The 17,989-nt window shown below is 67.3% G+C and carries 20 protein-coding genes; 7 read left to right on the forward strand and 13 right to left on the reverse strand.

Annotated features, from left to right (window positions below):
• Positions 1–25: 25 nt before the first annotated feature.
• From L6Q67_RS01195 to L6Q67_RS01210, 4 genes are read right to left on the reverse strand one after another with little or no spacing between them, the layout of a single operon-like run.
• Positions 26–1,285 carry a TolC family protein gene (locus L6Q67_RS01195; protein WP_296563989.1) on the reverse strand — a complete coding sequence of 420 codons (1,260 nt, stop codon included), beginning with the start codon at positions 1,283–1,285 and terminating at the stop codon, positions 26–28.
• Positions 1,285–1,605: a DUF3240 family protein gene (locus tag L6Q67_RS01200; RefSeq protein ID WP_296563991.1), complete on the reverse strand. Its 321-nt coding sequence runs from the start codon at positions 1,603–1,605 to the stop codon at positions 1,285–1,287. Before L6Q67_RS01200 ends, L6Q67_RS01195 begins: the two co-directional genes overlap by 1 nt.
• On the reverse strand, positions 1,602–4,688 hold the full coding sequence (locus L6Q67_RS01205) for a CusA/CzcA family heavy metal efflux RND transporter (protein ID WP_296563994.1): 3,087 nt from the start codon (positions 4,686–4,688) through the stop codon (positions 1,602–1,604). Before L6Q67_RS01205 ends, L6Q67_RS01200 begins: the two co-directional genes overlap by 4 nt.
• 4 nt (positions 4,689–4,692) lie before the next feature.
• A complete protein-coding gene (locus L6Q67_RS01210) occupies positions 4,693–5,787 on the reverse strand; it encodes an efflux RND transporter periplasmic adaptor subunit (RefSeq protein WP_296563996.1) in 1,095 nt (364 codons plus the stop codon).
• 157 nt (positions 5,788–5,944) lie between these two features.
• Here L6Q67_RS01210 and L6Q67_RS01215 point away from each other — a divergent pair, with 157 nt between their 5' ends.
• Both L6Q67_RS01215 and L6Q67_RS01220 read left to right on the forward strand, forming a co-directional pair.
• Positions 5,945–6,610, forward strand: a complete 666-nt coding sequence (locus L6Q67_RS01215) for a response regulator (protein ID WP_296563998.1) — start codon at positions 5,945–5,947, stop codon at positions 6,608–6,610.
• Positions 6,607–8,034, forward strand: a complete 1,428-nt coding sequence (locus L6Q67_RS01220) for an ATP-binding protein (RefSeq protein WP_296564000.1) — start codon at positions 6,607–6,609, stop codon at positions 8,032–8,034. The genes L6Q67_RS01215 and L6Q67_RS01220 overlap by 4 nt, the downstream gene beginning before the upstream one ends.
• Positions 8,035–8,089: 55 nt before the next feature.
• Here the strand turns inward: L6Q67_RS01220 and L6Q67_RS01225 are convergent, their stop codons facing one another.
• A complete protein-coding gene (locus tag L6Q67_RS01225) occupies positions 8,090–8,533 on the reverse strand; it encodes a CBS domain-containing protein (protein ID WP_296564001.1) in 444 nt (147 codons plus the stop codon).
• 455 nt (positions 8,534–8,988) lie between these two features.
• Here L6Q67_RS01225 and L6Q67_RS01230 point away from each other — a divergent pair, with 455 nt between their 5' ends.
• The 3 genes from L6Q67_RS01230 to L6Q67_RS01240 all read left to right on the forward strand — a co-directional run bounded on the left by L6Q67_RS01230 (position 8,989) and on the right by L6Q67_RS01240 (position 11,156).
• On the forward strand, positions 8,989–9,675 hold the full coding sequence (locus L6Q67_RS01230) for a response regulator transcription factor (protein ID WP_296564003.1): 687 nt from the start codon (positions 8,989–8,991) through the stop codon (positions 9,673–9,675).
• 96 nt (positions 9,676–9,771) lie between these two features.
• A complete protein-coding gene (locus tag L6Q67_RS01235) occupies positions 9,772–10,545 on the forward strand; it encodes a response regulator transcription factor (RefSeq protein ID WP_296564005.1) in 774 nt (257 codons plus the stop codon).
• A gap of 134 nt (positions 10,546–10,679) precedes the next feature.
• Entirely contained in the window at positions 10,680–11,156 is a 477-nt protein-coding gene (locus tag L6Q67_RS01240; RefSeq protein WP_296564008.1) for a hypothetical protein, read from the forward strand.
• Positions 11,157–11,188: 32 nt separating this feature from the next.
• Here L6Q67_RS01240 and panC read toward each other — a convergent pair whose 3' ends face one another.
• The 6 genes from panC to pcnB form a co-directional block, all read right to left on the reverse strand.
• Positions 11,189–12,013 carry a pantoate--beta-alanine ligase gene (gene panC / locus L6Q67_RS01245; protein WP_296564011.1) on the reverse strand — a complete coding sequence of 275 codons (825 nt, stop codon included), beginning with the start codon at positions 12,011–12,013 and terminating at the stop codon, positions 11,189–11,191.
• Positions 12,014–12,023: 10 nt separating this feature from the next.
• Complete coding sequence (gene panB / locus L6Q67_RS01250) at positions 12,024–12,842, reverse strand: 3-methyl-2-oxobutanoate hydroxymethyltransferase (protein ID WP_296564014.1); 819 nt, start codon at positions 12,840–12,842, stop codon at positions 12,024–12,026.
• A 162-nt stretch (positions 12,843–13,004) separates the two neighbouring features.
• Positions 13,005–13,637 carry a deoxynucleoside kinase gene (locus tag L6Q67_RS01255; protein WP_296564018.1) on the reverse strand — a complete coding sequence of 211 codons (633 nt, stop codon included), beginning with the start codon at positions 13,635–13,637 and terminating at the stop codon, positions 13,005–13,007.
• Between the two features lie 16 nt (positions 13,638–13,653).
• Entirely contained in the window at positions 13,654–13,995 is a 342-nt protein-coding gene (locus tag L6Q67_RS01260; protein WP_296564022.1) for a DMT family protein, read from the reverse strand.
• Entirely contained in the window at positions 13,995–14,498 is a 504-nt protein-coding gene (gene folK / locus L6Q67_RS01265) for a 2-amino-4-hydroxy-6-hydroxymethyldihydropteridine diphosphokinase (RefSeq protein WP_296564025.1), read from the reverse strand. Before folK ends, L6Q67_RS01260 begins: the two co-directional genes overlap by 1 nt.
• On the reverse strand, positions 14,495–15,838 hold the full coding sequence (gene pcnB / locus L6Q67_RS01270; RefSeq protein WP_296564028.1) for a polynucleotide adenylyltransferase PcnB: 1,344 nt from the start codon (positions 15,836–15,838) through the stop codon (positions 14,495–14,497). The genes folK and pcnB overlap by 4 nt, the downstream gene beginning before the upstream one ends.
• A gap of 140 nt (positions 15,839–15,978) precedes the next feature.
• Between pcnB and hyi the strand changes: the two genes are divergently transcribed.
• Entirely contained in the window at positions 15,979–16,749 is a 771-nt protein-coding gene (gene hyi, locus L6Q67_RS01275; protein WP_296564031.1) for a hydroxypyruvate isomerase, read from the forward strand.
• Between the two features lie 132 nt (positions 16,750–16,881).
• Here hyi and L6Q67_RS01280 read toward each other — a convergent pair whose 3' ends face one another.
• A complete protein-coding gene (locus L6Q67_RS01280) occupies positions 16,882–17,076 on the reverse strand; it encodes a hypothetical protein (RefSeq protein WP_296565204.1) in 195 nt (64 codons plus the stop codon).
• Between the two features lie 21 nt (positions 17,077–17,097).
• On the opposite strand from L6Q67_RS01280, the gene L6Q67_RS01285 reads away from it, so the two are divergent.
• The gene (locus tag L6Q67_RS01285) at positions 17,098–17,385 is read left to right on the forward strand and encodes a DsrE family protein (protein WP_367171615.1); all 288 of its coding nucleotides are present in this window, start codon (positions 17,098–17,100) and stop codon (positions 17,383–17,385) included.
• Here the strand turns inward: L6Q67_RS01285 and L6Q67_RS01290 are convergent.
• Complete coding sequence (locus L6Q67_RS01290; RefSeq protein WP_296564033.1) at positions 17,361–17,957, reverse strand: TetR/AcrR family transcriptional regulator; 597 nt, start codon at positions 17,955–17,957, stop codon at positions 17,361–17,363. The genes L6Q67_RS01285 and L6Q67_RS01290 overlap by 25 nt on opposite strands.
• Positions 17,958–17,989: the final 32 nt, after the last annotated feature.

The raw sequence follows: 17,989 nt of genomic DNA on the forward strand, positions 1-17,989 counted from the left end.
TGCGCCGCCGCATTTCCGTCCGGTCTCAGGGTTGGTCGTACCCCGGGTGTTCATCCTCGTCCACCGCCCACAGCTGGTGGGCGTCGAGCAAGAGTCGGTAGCGGGCCTCGCTGGCGTCCAGCCTGGCCAGCTGGGCGGCCAGGCGTGCCTCATGGGCCAGACGGCGGGCGGCCAGGGTGTCCGCCAGCGTGCCTTCGCCCAGTTGCCAGGCGCGTTCCATCAGGTCGGCGCTGCCTGACAGGGCTTCGGCGGCGGATTGCTGACTTTGCCAGCCGGCCCGGGCCGATACGGCGCGTTGATATTGGGCCGCGGCCTCGGCTTCCACGCGCCGACGCACGCCGGCTTCCCGGTGGGCGCTGGCGCGGGCGTCGGCCAGGGCGGCGTCGCTGTCGGCACGGCGACCTTCGCCCGGCAGGGGAATGCTGAGACTGACGCCAAGCAGGCGTTCCTCACCGCTGCGTTCGCGGGCCATGCGCACGCCGATGCTGGGGTCTGGGCGGCGCTCGGCCTCGCTGCGGCTGGCGCCGATGCGGGCCCGGGCACTTTCCGCCCGGGCCAGGCCGAGTTCATGGTTGTGCTGCAGAACGGCCTCCACCCAGTCGTCAGCGCCACCGTCCAGCGCAGCCGGGGCGATCTCGGGCACCGAGCCGGGCAGGGTCAGCGTAGGGTAGTGGCGGCGCAGGCGCTCGGCGGCAACCCGTGTCCGGCCTTCGGCCTGGGCGAGCTGGGCGCTGGCCTGGGCGAGGGCCGCGTCGGCCTGCAGACGCTCCAGTCGCGGCGCATCGCCAAGCTCGACACGGCGCCTGACCACCTGGGCCTGGCGTGCCAGATTGTCCCGCTGCTGCTGCCATTGCGCGGCGGCGGTTTGCTCCCGCAGCCATTCAAACCAGCTGCTGAGCAGGCCGCGCCCTGCCTCGTGGAGTGCGTCGCCACGACTTATCCGTGCCACGTTGACACCCGCGGCCCCCAACTGGACATCCAGATCGCGTTTGCCGGGCAGGCGCAGACCCCGTTCCAGGCCCACATCCCATTCGGTGTAGCGGCCTTCCGGCGTGGTCCGCACGCGGCGGTTCTGCTCCCCCAGGCTCAATGTCCATTCGTGGGTGCCCACGGCCAGGCGCCGGGCGCGGGCCTCCTGGGCTTCGATGTTCTCTCCTGCCGCGTCCACCAGCGGGCTGCCACGCAGGGCGGCCAGGGCCTGGGGCTCGGGGGGCAGGTCGGGGGGAGAGGTCGCGGCTGCGAGGGCAGACACGCCGAGGGTGAGCAGAGCCAGGAGGTGGCGCATCAGCAGAGCCTCCCGCTGGCAAGGGCAGGCACCATCCAGAAGAACACCCGGCTGGAGGCGAATTCACGGCGCAGGATGTCGAGCAGCTGCTCAGCACTTGCCTGGGGTATCACCAGCTGAACCCGGCAGCAGGCGGCACGGCCACGGACATGTTCGGCGGTGCCGATGAAGGTGACCCGCTGGCCCTGGCCTTCGACCCGCTGGGAGGTGAAGCCGGGTGCCAGGTCCGGGTGTTCGAGCAGGGTTTCGAGCAGGGCGTCTTCCACTTCAATGGGGAGCACCAGGGTCAGCACGACGCCGGCATCGGTGGCAGAGTTCATGGCGCATGCACCTCGGAAACGGTGGGGGAGACGCCGAAGCGCCGGTAGAGCAGGGGCAGCAGCAGCAGGGTCAGGGCCGTGGCGCTGACCAGGCCGCCGATGACCACGATGGCCAGGGGGCGCTGCACCTCGGAGCCCGGGCCGGTGGCGAAGAGCAGCGGCACCAGGCCGAGGGCGGCGATGCTGGCGGTCATCAGCACCGGGCGCAGACGCCGTCGGGCACCTTCCACCACCACCTCGCCGATGGGCATGCCCCGGGCCAGGAGCTGGTTGAAGTAGGTCAGCATCACCACGCCGTTCAGAACGGCGATGCCCAGCAGGGCGATGAAGCCCACCGAGGCCGGCACCGACAGGTATTCACCGGACAGGGCCAGGGCGAAGATGCCGCCGACCATGGCGAAGGGCACCATGGCCAGCACCAGCAGGGCCTGACGCACCGAGCCGAAGGTGGAGAACAGCAGCACGAAGATCAGGCCGAGGGCGATTGGCACCACCACCCCCAGGCGCGCCGCCGCACGCTGCTGGTTCTCGAACTGGCCGCCCCAGGCCAGCCGGTAACCGGGGGGGAGCGGTACCTTGGCGGCCACTGCGGCCCGCGCCTCGTCAACAAAGCCGACCAGGTCGCGCCCGCGCACGTTGGACTGGATCACCGAATAGCGCTGGGCGTTTTCCCGGTCCACCTTCACCGGGCCATCGACCCGCTCGATGCTCGCCACGCTGGCCAGGGGCAGGCTCTGACCGTCAGGGGCGGTGATGCGCACGGCGGCGAAGGCTTCAGGGTCCTGGTGCAGGCTGGCCGGGCCGCGGATCAGCAGGGGCACCCGGCGGGTGGCCTCGATGACGGTGCCGGCCACGCGACCTTCGAGCAGGCTGCGCAGGGTGTTCTGGATGTCTTCGACATTGAGCCCGAAGCGGCCGGCAGCCAGGCGATCGACGCGGATCTTCAGGTACTGCACGCCTTCATTGCGGATGGTGAGGGTGTCCTCGGCGCCGTGAACGCCTTTCACCACGGTCTCGATTTCGCCGGCCAGACGGTTCAGGGTGGGGAGGTCCGGCCCGTAGAGCTTGATGGCCAGATCGCCGCGCACCCCCGTCAGCATCTCCGAGACCCGCATGTCGATGGGCTGGGTGAAGGTGAGGGCGATGCCGGGAAAGCTCTCCATCACCCCGCGCAGCTGATCCGCCAGCCACGCCTTGTCGGGCTGGCGCCATTCGTCCCGGGGCTTGAGGACCATGAAGGTATCGGTCTGGTTGAGACCCATGGGGTCGAGGCCGAGCTCGTCCGAGCCGCTGCGGGCCACGATGGACCTCACCTCGGGCACGGCCTTCAGGATCGCCTGTTGCACCCGCAGGTCGGTGGCGATGGTCTGGGCCAGGCTGATGGAGGGCAGCTTTTCCAGCTGCATGATGATGTCGCCTTCGTCCATGGTGGGCATGAAGGTCTTGCCCAGCGCCAGGTAGGCGACGGCGGCGGCGACCAGAGAAGCGCTGGCGAGGGCGCCCACCAGACGCCCGCGGGCCAGGGCCAGGCGGAGCAGGGGCATGTAGCCGGCCTGCAGCTTGCGCACCAGCCAGGGCTCGTGGGCTTCGCCGCGCTTCAGCAGGAAGGACGCCAGCACCGGTACCACGGTGAGGGACAGGATCAGCGAGGCCGACAGGGCGAACACGATGGTCAGGGCCACCGGGCTGAAGAGCTTGCCTTCCAGCCCTTCCAGGGTCAGCAGGGGCAGGAAGACGATGATGATGATGAGGATGCCCGAGGCCACCGGAGCGGCCACCTCCCGGGTGGCCCGGAAGATCAGGTGGAGCAGGGGCTGGCGGGCGGCCGCGCCGTCGGCGGAGAGCTGGGTTTCGACGTTCTCGACCACCACCACGGCGGCATCCACCAGCATGCCGATGGCGATGGCCAGGCCGCCCAGGCTCATCAGGTTGGCGGACAGGCCGACGCCGCGCATGGCGATGAAGGTGGCCAGGGCCGCCAGGGGCAGCATCAGGGCCACCACCACGGCGGCCCGCAGATTGCCGAGGAAGGCCAGGAGCAGCACCAGCACCAGCACGATGGCCTCGATCAGGGCCTTGGAGACCGTGTGGATGGCCCGTCCGACCAGCTCGCTGCGATCGTAGAAGACCTGGATCTCGACCCCCTGGGGCAGCGCGGGCACGAGTTCGGCGAGGCGTGCCTTGACGCCCTCCACGACCTTGCCGGCATTGGCGCCGCGCAGGCCGAGGACCAGGCCCTGTACCGCTTCGCCGGTGCCATTGCGGGTCACGGCGCCGTAGCGGGTCAGCCCGCCGGTCCGGACCTCGGCCACGTCACCGATGCGGATCACGCCACCCTGGCTGCGCCCGAGCACGATGGCGCGCACGTCGTCGAGGGTCTGGATGGCACCCTCGGCGCGGACCAGCAGGGTCTCCTCGCCCTCGTTGAGCCGCCCCGCACCGTCATTGCGGTTGTTGCTCTCCAGGGCGGTCTGCAGCCGGGCCAGGCTCAGGCCGCGGGCGGCCAGGGCAGCCGGATCGGGGACGATCTCGAAGCTGCGGGCTTCTCCACCCAGGCTGTTCACGTCGGCCACGCCGGCCACGGTGCGCAGGGCCGGGCGGATCGTCCAGTCGAGGAGGCTGCGTTTCTCTTCGAGGGACAGGGGCCCCTCGATGGTGAACATGAACATCTCGCCCAGCGGCGTGGTGATCGGGGCCAGCCCGCCGCTGGCGCCAGGGGGGAGCTTGTCCATGACGCCGGCGAGGCGCTCTCCGACCTGCTGGCGTGCCCAGTAGATGTCCGTGCCGTCGTCGAAGTCGAGGGTCACGTCGGCCAGTGCGTACTTGGAGGTGGAGCGCAGCAGGCGCTGGTGCGGAATGCCCAGCATCTCCTGCTCGATGGGCACGGTGATGCGGGCTTCGACCTCTTCCGGCGTCATGCCCGGGGCCTTGATGATCAGCTTGACCTGGGTGGTCGAAACGTCGGGGAAGGCATCCACCGGCAGGCCGTTCCAGGCCACCACGCCGGCCCCGATGAGCAGCAGGGTGGCAACGGCGACCAGCAGGCGCTGGGTGAGGGAAAACTCGATGAGGCGGGAGAGCATGGCCTTACTCTTTTCCGATGCCCAGCCAGTTGGCCTTGAGCGCCGCGACCCCGCCGGTCACGATCACCGCGTTGCCGGGAAGGCCGGTGACGATGGCAGCGTCACCCACCCGGCCGGCGACGAGCACCGGCATGGCCCGGTAGCCAGCGATGCTGCCGGCCTGGCTGATCACGAAGACCCATTGCCGGTCCTGGTGGCGCAGTACGGCGGCCAAGGGCACGCGGGCGCTGCCCTGGCCCGCTGCCGTGGCGGGCAGGTCCAGGTCGACGGCGGCCGCCTGCCCGGGGCGCAGGTTCTGGGCGCCCCGGGTGATCAGACCGCGCAACAGCACACTCTGGCTGCCTGGATCCACCGCCCGGCCGACGGCCACCAGCTCGCCGCTGGCGCCCGCAGCAGGAATGCGCAGCGTCGTGCCGACGCGCGCCTGGCCGGCAACGGCGAGGGGGGCCTGGATTTCCACGGACAGTGGATCGAGTCGGGCGATGCGATAAAGGGGGGCGGACTGTTCGACCCGCTGGCCGACGCTGACATGCTGCTCGAGCACGTTGCCGGCGATGGGGGCCGCCAGGCTCAGGGTATGTCCGCCGCTGTGCTGGGCCAGGGCCAGCTCCTGGCGGCGCTCGGCGGCCTGGGCGGCGGCCTGGGCGGCGTTGGCACGGCTGGCCTGGAGCCGGGATTCGGCGATCAGGCCTTCCCGATGGAGCTGCTCGTCCCGTTGCAGGCTCTGCCGGGCGAGGGTGGCCTGGGCGTCGGCCTGGAGCCTGTCGCGCTGTAGCTCGAGCGCCTGGGGGCTGCTCATGCGCACCAGCACTTGGCCCTTGCTCACGTTGAGTCCGGGGGCGGTTTCCAGTTGCTCGATGACACCGGCCAGCGGCGCGGCGATCACCCGCTGCTGGCTGTTGGGAATGCTGATCGTGGCGGGCAGGCCGGTCGCCGCAGCCTTGCCGGCGGTCTCCAGCGGACGGGTGACGATGCCCAGAGCGGCGCTCTGGGCCGGCGTCAGGGCAATGAAGTTTGCGCCGGGCTCGGCAGCGGCCGGGTGGATGCCGGTGATCGTGAGGACGGTGAGGAGGGCGGTGGTGCGTAGGCCGGCAAGCATCGGGGTTGGCTGGACGGGGATTGGGGTGGCGTCATCCTGGTGCTGCGGTCTTAAGGCAACCTTAAGCCTGTCTTCGGGCAGTCTTAAGCTTTGATTAAGACGCGGGGAGGAGCATGCTCTGCCCGCCTGTCGGGGGTGTGAATGGAGGAAGGGCGGAATGCGGATCTTGCTGGTCGAGGACGACCGAATGCTGGGCGACGGTGTGCAGGCGGGGCTGGCCGCGGCGGGCTTCGTCGTGGACTGGGTGCGCGACGGCGAGGCGGCGCTGGCTGCGCTGGCAGGCGAGGGCTTTGCTGCCGTTCTCCTCGATCTGGGGCTGCCCCGGCGCGATGGCCTGTCGGTGCTGGCCAGCCTGCGCGGTGCCGGCAATGCCGTGCCGGTGATGATCCTCACGGCCCGGGACCAGATTTCCGACAAGGTCCGCGGTCTCGATCTGGGGGCCGACGATTACATGGTCAAGCCCTTCGACCTTGACGAGCTGGCGGCACGTCTGCGCGCCTTGGTGCGCCGGGCCAGCGGGCGAGCCGACGCCTGTCTGCGTCACGGCGAGCTGGTCATCGATCCGGCAGCCCGTACGGTGACCCTGCAGGGTGAGGCGGTGAGCCTGACAAGTCGCGAGTTCGACCTGTTGAGGGTGCTGCTCGACGCCGCCGGTCGGGTGCTTACGCGGCGGGTGCTGGAGGAGCAGCTGTATGCCTGGGGCGACGCCGTGGAGAGCAATGCGCTGGAGGTCCATATTCACCACCTGCGCCGCAAGCTGGGCAGCGAGCTGATCCGCACGGTGCGCGGGGTGGGCTACCTGATTGACGAGGCGCCCCGATGAGCGGGGGGCGGCAGGTCTATTCCCTGCGCCGCCGCCTGGTGGGCCTGCTGATTGCCGTGGTGGCGGTGCTGTGGAGCCTGTCGGCCGTGGTGGCTTTTCGTACCGCCCATGGCGAGGCGGACGAGCTCTTCGACGCCCAGCTTGTGCAGGTGGCCGAAACCCTGCTGGCCATTGTGGCGGCAGGGGAGCCCGGGCATGTGGCCCACGAAATGGCCGAACACCAGCATGACTACCAGTTACCGGTGGCCTTCCAGGCCTGGCAACGCGAGGAGACCGGCGAGCGCTGGCGCCTGCTGGTGCGCTCGGCCGAGATGACGGATGTGCCGGCAACGCGGGAACCGGGCTTTGACGAGCACGATCACCAGGGCGAGCTGTGGCGCTTTTACACCGTGGACCACGATCACAGCCGTTACCGGGTGATCGTCGGCCAGAACCACGGGGCCCGCTACCGCCTGGCCGGCGAGATCGCCCTGCACCTGCTCGCGCCCATCCTGATCGGCCTGCCCCTGATTGCCCTGGGGATCTGGGTCGTGGTGGGGCGGGCACTGCGCCCGGTGGACGCGGTGGCCGCCGCGGTGGGGGGGCTGAGTGCCAGCCATCTGACCCCGGTGCAGATCAACGGCCCCATTCCTGCCGAAGTCGCGCCGCTGGTCAGTTCCCTGGATGCGCTGGTGCAGCGCCTTGGAGAGGCCCTGGACAACGAGCGCCGCTTCACCGCGGATGCCGCCCACGAGCTGCGCACCCCCTTGGCCGCGCTCAAGATTCAGGCCCAGGTGGCGCATCGGGCCGCCGATGCCGGCGTGCGCGGGCACGCACTGGCGCAGGTGCTTTCCGGGGTCGACCGGATGACCCACCTGGTTGAGCAACTGCTCACCCTGGCCCGCCTCGACCCCGACGCGGCCCTCGCGGAGGGGGCGAGGGTGGATATGGTCGAACTCTCCCGCAGCGTCTGCTCCACCCTCGCACCCCAGGCCCTGCGTCGCCAGCAGAGCCTGTCCCTGGATGCCCGGGGGGAGTTGCAGGTGTTGGGTAACCGGTGGTGGCTGGAGGTGTTGCTGCGCAACCTGGTGGATAACGCCCTGCGTTATACCCCCGAGGGGGGGGCGGTGCATGTGATGGTGGATGTCGAGGGCCGCCGGCTGAAAGTGTCCGACGATGGGCCGGGCATCGAGCCGGCCCTGCGGGACAAGATGCTGACGCGCTTTGCCCGGGGGAGTGATGAAGATGCGGAGGGCTGCGGGTTGGGACTGTCGATCGTGGCCCGTATCGTGCGCATTCTTGGTGCCCGCTTGAGTTTCGAGCCGGGGCTGGTTCGCAGGGACGGTGGTGAGGGGCTGGCGATGGTGGTGGCATTTCCCGCCAGCGCCGGATTTCTGGCCGACGAGCGGGAGAGCGGACAGGCGCCGGGTGATGCTTCCCCGTAAGCCCGGCCTCGATGGCGACGGCGCGGCGCGGGGAGGCGCTGCGCCAGCCGGGCGATCAGGTGGTCATGCCGCCGGCGATGTAGCCTGACAACTGGTCGATGGTGGCCTGCTGCTGCTCCATCACCGACTTGACGGCATCGCCGATGCTGACGATGCCGGCCAGCTGGCCCTGGGCCACGACCGGCAGGTGGCGGATGTGATTGTTGGTCATGATGGCCATACAGTCGTCGATGGTGTGGCTGGGGGAGACCGTGAGGACGTTCTGGGTCATCAGGTCGCCGACCAGGGTGTCTTTGGAGGCCAGGCCCTTGAGGACGACCTTGCGGGCGTAATCACGCTCGGTGAAGATCCCGACGAGGCGTTGGCCCTCGGTGACCAGCACCGCACTCACGTTACGCTCGGCCATCAGCTTGAGCGCTTCGAGCACGGTCGTGGCGGGGGTGACCGAATGGGTGGAGCCGCCCTTGTTCTGAAGAATCTGCTGAACCGTTGCTGCCATTGTCTACCCTCCTTATTGTTGGTTTCGATGCGCCGGAGGGCCTGCAGGCTCCGGCTGCTCAGGACATATAGCTTGGAGCCAAGTCGCCCGGAGCGCAAGGGGCGGCGGGGCTTTTTTGCCTGTTGCAGGGGCCCCTCCGGCCCGTTGTCGGGCGGTCTGCGACCCTCGGCCCGTGCATGCTCGCCCGCGGAGGCGGAATCGGGCTTTGCGTGCCTTGCCGGGGGGCGGAGGGCGCCGTTTCCCATCCCCAATTGCAATCATTTGTCAGTGCCCGTTTTAGGTACTGCGCTTCCCCTAACATCTCGTCTCGCGTTGCTGCGTGTATTGGCGCCCTCCGCCTGTCGGCATTGCTGCCGGGGGAGGGCCGGGTTGAAGCATTTTGGGAGAGGGCATCCATCCGTAAGGCTCCGCCATGAACGGGGCCGCAGGTGGGAGGCGGAGTGATGGATCTTTCCGTGATTCTGGTGAAACACGATCCGGCGGTCTGCGAAGGGCTCGCCGAGCACTTGGGCCGGGCTGGCTTCCAGGTGCGCTGGGCCACATCCATTGCCCAGGCCGAGGCGCTGGTTTTCGAGCCGGTGGGGCTGGTGGTGGTGGATGCACGTCTGCCGGACGGTGACGGGCTGGCCTTCGGGCGGCGCCTGCGCAGTTATACGGGGTGCGGCGTGATCCTGTGCGTTGCCGAGGCCGACAAGGCGCTGCGTATCGCCTGTCTCCGGGAAGGCGCCGATGCCTGCCTGGTGCACCCCATCGATCCGGAGGAGCTCGAGGCGACCCTGATCAGCGTGCATCGCTGTCTGCATTCGCCGGTACCGAAGCTGGTCCCCACCCTGGTGCCGAGCCATTGGGTGCTGGACCGGGAGGCACATCTGCTGCGCGCACCCAATGGGCAGAGCATGACCATCAGTCTTCTGGAGCGGTGTCTGCTGCAGACGTTGTTTGGCGATGCGGAACGTCGGGTGAGCCGGAGTGATCTGGTGGCCGAGCTGGCGGCGGTGACGGCGGGCTATACCGAAGCGCGCCTCGAGGCCCTGGTCAGTCGCCTGCGTGCCAAGGTGGTGGTGAAGTGCGGCATGAGGCTGCCGCTGGTGTCCAGTTACGGCCATGGCTACCGTTTCAACGGCCACGTCCGGCTTCTTTAGCCGGTCAGGATTGGTCAGCATTTTCCTTCCATGCCGTGGATGACTAGGATATTCGTTCGACATCAATGATGTCGGTCCATGTGGAGGTAAAACTGAATGCGCCTGGCGCTGTTGCATGCCGAGTATGGGCAGATTGAGGGTCTTGCGGGCGCGCTTGAGGCGGCAGGGCACCACGTTCATCGTTACACCAATCCCCGCACCCTGATACGCGAGGCCATGCGGGAGAGTTTCGATCTCTTCCTGCTCGACTGGGTCGGAGGGGATGCCGGTGCGCTGTTGCGGGAGTTGCGCAGCGGGTCGGAGACCGAATGCTCGGTCATCTTCTTCAACTGCCGTAACAACGAAGGGGAGCTCGCCGAGGCGCTGGGCAGCGGTGCTGACGACTTCATCATTGGCCCGGTCAGTATCCGGGAGGTGGTGGCGCGGGTGGGGGCCATCCTGCGCCGGCGCAACCCCCGGTATTTCGGCAGCACCAATTTCCTCGACATGCCGCCTTACCGCTTCGACATGACCACCAAGGGCATCCTCGTCAAGGGCTCCCCCGTGGTCCTCACCGACAAGGAATTCGAACTCGCCCTGTTCCTTTTCCGCAATCTTGGGCGCACCCTGTCCCGCGGGCATCTGCTCGAAGCGGTATGGGGGAGTGCCCTGCTGGCGGTGTCCCGGACGGTGGATACCCATGTCAGCCGGATCCGCAGGAAGCTCGGTTTGCGTCCCGAGGCGGGCTTTCGCCTCAGCGCGGCGTACGGAAACGGCTATCGTCTTGAGCGGATCGTCGATGAATGGAGCACCGACGCGCCGGAGCGGCGCCACGAGACGTCTGACACACGGAGCGTGCCTCAGGAGGTGCTGGGGCTGCACGCGCCGTGATCGATTTCGCGCCGACGTCGATTCTTTGTGTCATAACGTCCGGGATTTGTATCCCAGCGTGAATTTGTCACCGTGCGACTTCCGTCGGGGCCTCTACCCTTCGGGCATCAGTACGCGTTGCACGGAGCCCGATCATGGATGCCCATCTGTTTGCCGCCCTTGGCCTGCTGGCCGTCGGGATGATTGCCTGGCAGGCCTGGCGGGAGCGTGCCGTCGAGCTGCGGCGTATTCCCCCTGATTGGCAGATGTCCATCGACCGAATTGGTCGAGAGCAGGCCCAAGGGCACCACCGCCAGGTGCGTGACAGCGTGCTGCAGGCCTGCATGCGGCTGCAGCAATATCCCAGGAAGTCCCGTGTCGTGCCCCATGTGCGGGTGCGCCTGGCTGCGTTGCTGCAGCGTGATCCGGTCTATCCGGAGCTTGTCCGGGCCATCCGGACGGCTTGCGCAGCGGGTGTCGAGATCAGCGAGACGAACCTGTGCGTGAGCAGCGATCTGCTGCTCGAGGATGTCCGTCAGTGCATGGCGCTGGCCGAGTTCTTCGGCCAGATCGAGCGGCATGAGCGCAGCGGCGACCTGATGATCGCCGCGAGCCTCCATCCCTCCGCCTGATTCCCCCCAAAATTGCAGGGGGCTGGCGGCCCTCAGATTTCCAGATTGTCGATGAGGCGGGTGTTACCCAGCTTGGCCGCGCCGAGCACGACCAGCGGGGCGTCACCCTGGGGTGACTGCAGGTCGCTGCGCTGGCGGATGGCGATGTAGTCCGGGTGCCAGCCGTGGGCCGCGAGTTCGGCCGTGGCTTCGGTTTCAAGGCGCAGGAAATCGCGCTCGCCGGCGCCTATCCTCTGTTGGATCCTGGCCAGCTGCCGGTGCAGGCGCGGTGCCTCCGCCCGTTCGGCCTCACTCAGGTAGCCATTGCGGGACGACAGGGCGAGCCCGTCATCGGCGCGGATGGTCTCACCGGCCACCACATCGATGGGCAGGGCCAGTTCGCGGACCATGTTCTTCAGGACCATCAGCTGCTGGTAGTCCTTCTTGCCGAACAGGGCCACGTCGGGCTGGACGATGTTGAAGAGCTTGAGCACCACCGTTGCCACGCCGCCAAAGTGGCCGGGGCGGACGGCGCCTTCAAGAATATTCACGTGGGCCTGGTCGGGCTCCACGTGGTAGCGCTGGGGGCTGGGGTACATCTCCCTTTCATCTGGCGAGAACAGGAAGTTGACGCCGGCGTCGGCGAGCCTTGCGCAGTCGTTCTCGAAGGTGCGCGGATATTTGTCGAAGTCTTCCTTCGGGCCGAACTGCAGGCGATTGACGAAGATGCTCGCCACCACCACGTCGGCGTGGCTGCGGGCCTGGCGCATCAGGGCGATGTGACCGTCGTGGAGGTTGCCCATGGTGGGCACGAAGGCGACGCGGCCGGCGCCGGACAGGGCGGCGCGCAGCTCGGCAATGCGGGGATGGATCTGCATGGTCCGGGTATCAGTAGCTGTGTTCGGGGCCGGGGAAGCGACCTTCCCTTACATCGGCGACGTAGCGGGAGACGGCATCGTCGATGCTGGATGCGCCTTCCATGAAGTTGCGGGCGAAGCGCGGGCGCTTGCCGGGAAAAACACCGATCAGATCATGGAGTACCAACACCTGGCCGTGGCAATCGACCCCGGCGCCGATGCCGATCGTGGCCATGGAGCTCAGGCTGGTGGTGACGTCTGCAGCCAGGCTGGCAGGCACCATTTCCATGACGATCAGCGCCGCGCCGGCCTGTTCCAGGGCCAGGGCATCGGTCTTGAGGATGGCAGCCCCTGCATCGCTGCGGCCCTGGACGCGATAGCCGCCCAGCTGGTGCACCGATTGGGGGGTCAGGCCGATGTGGGCACAGACGGGCACGCCACGCTCGACCAGGAAACGCACTGTCTCGGCCATGAAGGCGCCGCCCTCGAGCTTGACCATCTGCGCGCCGGCGGCCATCAGGCGGGCGGCATTACGCATGGCTTGCTCGGGGCTTTCGGCGTAGCTGCCGAAGGGCATGTCGGTGACGATCAGCGGCCGGGAACTGCCCCGGGCCACGCACTCGGTGTGATACACCATGTGCTCCATGCTGACTGGCAGGGTGGTCTTCTGGCCCTGCAGCACATTGCCCAGGGAGTCGCCGACCAGGATCACGTCTACGCCACAGCGCTCCAGTAGTGCGGCAAAGCTGGCGTCGTAACCGGTGAGCATGACGATCTTGCGCCCTTCGGCGCGCATCTTGCCCAGTTCGAACAGGGTGACGGGTTTGCTGTTTTCTTGTAGATAACTCATTGCTGTTCCTCCTCGCGGCGGCAGTTAACCCCATTATTGTGCGCGGCACAAGGGGGCTTCAAAGGCGGAATCGGGAAGTGGGCGCCTGCCCGGACTCGGGGTGGGACATCGGGCGGATGGATTTTCTTGTGCGAGGCCGGGCGGCGGATCCTTGGCCCTGGCTCAGCCGGCGTAGCCGAAGAACTCGCGGTAACTGCGCATGGCGTGCAGCCGGGAGAACAACAGTTCGAAGTCTTCTTCCTTGTCCACCGGGTTGAGGGACTCGGCATTGACGATGAAGAGGGGGGCAGCATCGTAGTGGTGGAAGAAGGTGGCATAGCTTTCGGCCACCCGCTGCAGGTAGGGCTCGCTGATCTTGCGTTCCGATTCAACGCCTCGTTTGCGCACCCGGTCGATCAGGATGTCGGGCTGGGCCTGCAGGTAGATCACCAGGTCCGGCTTGCGCACGCTGGGTTTGAGGCGTTCGTAGAGCTGACGGTAGAGCTTGAGCTCGTCCTCGGCCAGGTTGAGCTCGGCGAACAGCGGGTCCTTGTCGATCAGGAAGTCGGACACCAGGCGCCGGTGCGGGTCGTGGGGGCTGGCGGCGAGCTGCTCGCTGCGCTGGAACAGGAAAGCGATCTGGGTGGGCAACCCCCAGCGCTCCATGTTCTGGTAGAAGCGCCCAAGAAAGGGGTTGGCCGCCGGGTTTTCGAGCAGCGTATCTGCGTTGAGCCGTTCGGCCAGGCGCCGGGCGAGGGTGGTCTTGCCTGCGCCGATGGGGCCTTCCACGACGATGTAGCGCGCTTTCTCGAGCATGGGGTGACGCCGCCTTTCAGGCGCGGAAGATGAAGTAGACAGCGCCTAGGATACACAGGGCGGCCCACAGATAGTCAAGCTTGAGGGGCTGCTGCATGTAGAAAATGGCAAAGGGCACGAACACCACGAGGGTGATCGCCTCCTGCATGATCTTGAGCTGGGCGAGGTTGAGTTCCTGGGCTCCGATGCGATTGGCCGGCACCTGCAGCAGATACTCGAACAGGGCGATGCCCCAACTGATGAAGGCGGCGATGTACCAGGGCGAGGTGGACAGGTTCTTGAGGTGTCCGTACCAGGCAAAGGTCATGAATACATTGGAGGCAGCCAGCAGCAGCGCGGTCTGGATCCAGATCGGCATTACAGGGGCTCGAACAGGCTGATGTCCTGGCCGGTGACGGCGGCGAGGTAGTCCCGGGCCGGGCCCAGGCCGGGCAGGCTCAGGTCGGCGGCGATTTCCAGCAGCGGGAGCAGCACGAAGGCGCGCTGGTGCATGCGCGGGTGGGGCAGGGTCAGTTCGTCGCCGTGGAGTACGGTATCACCGTGGAGCAGCAGGTCGAGGTCGAGGGTGCGGGGGGCATTGGGCACGCTGCGCACCCGACCGTGACGGGCTTCGATGGCCAGCAAGTGGCGCAACAGGGCGAGGGGCGATAGCGCGGTATCCACGGCGACCACCGCATTGATGAAGTCCGGCTGGTTGAGGAGCCCGACCGGGGCGCTGCGGTAGAGGGAGGAGCGGGCGGTGACCCGCGTGCCAGACAGTGCCGCCAGGTCGGCGACGGCGGCCCGCAAATGCTTTACCGGCTCGCCGATATTGGCGCCCAGCGCCACGAAGGCGCGAACGCCGGAGGGCGCGGCCGTCATTCGCCAGCAGGGGCCGAGCCGGCTCCGGCGGGCTTGCGGCGACGACGGCGTTTTTTGGCGGCGCCGCTCTTGTCCGGCACCAGCATGCCCTCCCGGGCCTCCGGGTGGGCATCGGCGAAGGCCTCCCACCAGTCGGGCAGCTCCATCGGCAGCTCGCCGGACTGGGCGCGCAGGCGCAGGAAGTCCCAGCCGGCGCGATAGCGCGGTTGTTCCAGCAGGCGATAGGGTGTCTTGCCCGCACGCTTTTCAAAGCGCGGCTGTAGCGCCCAGATTTCCTTGATGTCACCGGCGATGCGGCGGGTGATGGCGAGCTTGCCGGACTGCCGGTCGAGCACCGAATCCATGGCCTCGAAGAGTGCCGGCTGCGAGTGCTCGCCGTTGGCCTTGCGGGCTTCCCAGTCCACCAGCACCTCATGCCACAGCAGGGTGGCAAACAGGAAGCCGGGGGACACCGGCTTGCCCTGGCGTACGCGCTCGTCGGTGTTCTCGAGGGACAGCCACACGAAGCGTTCGCCCATGGGTTGTTCGAGGATCACGTCGAGCAGGGGCAGCAGGCCATGGTGCAGGCCTTCCTCGCGCAACTGGCGCAGGCACTTGACCGCATGGCCCGACATCAGCAGCTTGAGCATCTCGTCGAAGAGGCGCGCCGGCGGCACGTTTTCGAGGAGGTCGGCCATCTCGCGGATCGGCCCGCGGGCGGCGGGGTCGATGGACAGGCCGAGCTTGGCACCCAGGCGGGCGGCACGCAGCATGCGCACGGGGTCTTCGCGGTAGCGCACCCGGGGGTCGCCGATCATGCGCAGGGTCTTCTGCTGCAGGTCAGCCACGCCGTGGTGGTAATCGATGACGGTTTCGTCGCTGGGGTTGTAGTACAGGGCGTTGACGGTGAAGTCGCGGCGGGTGGCGTCCTCGGCCATGGAGCCGAACACGTTGTCGCGCAGCACGCGGCCGTGCTCGTCGGTCTCGGTGCCCTCGGCGTCCTGCATGGCGCGGAAGGTGGAAACCTCGATGGTCTCGGGGCCGCTCATCACATGCACGATCTTGAAGCGCCGGCCGATGATGCGGGAGCGGCGGAAGAGGGCGCGGACTTCTTCGGGCGTGGCGCTGGTGGCCACGTCGAAATCCTTCGGGGTCTGGCCGACGATGATGTCGCGAACCGCACCGCCGACCACGTAGGCCTTGTGCCCGGCCTCCTGGAGTGCGGTGCACACCTTGTTGGCGGCCGGAGAGATCTGGTCCCGGCGCACGCCGTGGCGGGCCACCGGAATCACTGCAGGTTCGGGAAGGGCGTTGGCGGGTGCGGCGCGGCGGAACACACGGCGCAGCAGTTTGCGGATCATTGGTGGGGTGTGCTTTGTTTTTTGGTCAAGTCGCGCATGATAACCCATCAAACGACAGGGTTTGAGCCCTCGCACTGCCCTCCGCGCGGTCCGGGCGGTAAGATCCGGCGCCATATCTCCACGTTTTACGGACGCCATCGATGCCCCGCTTTTCAGCCAATCTGTCCTTCCTGTTTCTCGATCTGCCTTTTCTTGAGCGCTTTGCCGCTGCTGCCGCCTGCGGTTTCCGGGGGGTGGAGTTTCACTTCCCCTACGATTTCCCTATGGACGAAGTGGCCGATGCGGCACGCCGGGCCGGGGTGGAGGTGGTGCTGTTCAACTTTCCGGCGGGCAACTGGGCGGCGGGGGAGCGGGGCATTGCCTGCTTGCCCGAAAGGCAGGTCGAGTTTCGCAACGGGGTGGACAGGGCCGCAACCTGGGCCGACGCGCTGGGCTGCCGGCGGGTGAATTGCCTGGCGGGCTTGCGCCCGGAGGGCATCTCCGAGGCTGTGCTGCGCGATACCCTGATCGGCAATCTGCGTTTCGCTGCCGACCATTTGGGGGCAGCGGGGCGGCAGGTGCTGATCGAGCCCCTCAACAGCCGCGATACGCCCCGGTTCTTTGTAAACCGCAGTGCCCTGGCGCTCGCCATCCTGAATGATGCGGATCGCCCCAACCTCTTCCTGCAGTACGACATCTTCCATGCCCAGGTGATGGAAGGGGATCTGGCCCTGACCCTGGCCAGGTTGCTGCCAAGAATCGCCCACATCCAGTTTGCCGATAACCCGGGGCGGCATGAGCCGGGCACGGGCGAGATCAATTTCCCTTTCCTGTTCCGGCATCTGGACGCCATCGCTTACACGGGCTGGGTAGGGGCGGAGTATGTGCCTACAGGGGGGACTGTGGCTTCTCTGGGCTGGATGCGAGGCTGATGCCGGTTTGGGGAAGGCCCGGGCACACGCCGTGTTGTACATACCTACCAGTTGGTTGGTATTCTCCGGAGCCAATCCTGGTTCGATGACCCGCATCAGACGGGAACACGGAGACCTGCAATGACGCGACCGTTACGCCATATTTTGTTGACCCTGGGCCTTGCCGCAGGTGTTCTTGCCTTCTTGCCGACGGCAGATGCCGCGTCCCCTCAGCCAGACGATGCCATGGCACTGCGGGGGGTGACGGAAGGCAAGGGTGTTTTCCTGCTTGATTTCAGCAGCCCGCGCAAGACGGCCTTTTATCTGAGCATCATCAAGCAGACGCACCAAGGCCTCCGCAGACAGGGGGTGAAGCCCGATCTGATCCTGGTCTACATCGGTGAGACGGTGCGCTACCTGTCCTCTCGCCCCGATCCGGCACTGCTGGTCGAACATGAGGATGCCCTTGAGGCGGTGGCTATCCTGGTCAGGGAACTGGCCGGCATGGGCGTCCGCCAGGAGGTGTGTGCGATTGCGACGCAGGTCATGGGCGTGGATAACGCCTCCCTGCACGAGGGGCTGACCGTCGTCGCCGACGGCTTCATCTCCCTGATCGGCTATCAGACCCAGGGCTACAGGCTCGTCCCCATCTTTTGACCTGCGGGGGCCCCCGCCAGCACAAGCACCTGCTCGAAGCCCTGCAGGACGTCTTCGCGGGAGCCCAGCGCCCTGCCGATCAGGTTGCCACCTTCGAGTGTGGCCAGAAGCAGTCCGGCCAAGGCTTCGCTGCCGTTTGTCCAGTGCAGTTGGCCGTCGGTGATTCCCTTGTTCAGCACGCGGGTGAGCCAGTCCAGGTGTAGCCGGAAGTAGGCGGCAGTGCATTCGTGCAGGCTCGGCGGCAGGGCCGCGAGCTCGGCCGACAGTGCGCCGCACAGGGGCCGCAGGCTGGCTTCGAAGCCATCCAGGAAGAGCATCGCGTACTGGCGCAGCTGATCGGCTACGAGCACGTTTTCGGCTTCGATACCCTTCAGGGCCTCTGAAAACCGGGCCTGGGCCAAGTCCACGACCTCTTCGGCGAGGCGCTGCTTGGTGGGAAAGTGGTAATGGATGCTTGCCTTGGTGATCCCGATTTTCTCGGTCAGGTGAGCATACGAGAACGCCGAGTAGCCGCCCCGGCGGATCAGGTTTTCGGCTTCGACCAGCAGTTGGTCGCGGGTAGGGGTTGTCATGGGGGCAAGACTATCACCTCTGCCCGCGCCGG

Source organism: Zoogloea sp. (genome assembly GCF_023150065.1).
In the GTDB taxonomy this organism is placed as follows: Bacteria; Pseudomonadota; Gammaproteobacteria; order Burkholderiales; family Rhodocyclaceae; genus Zoogloea.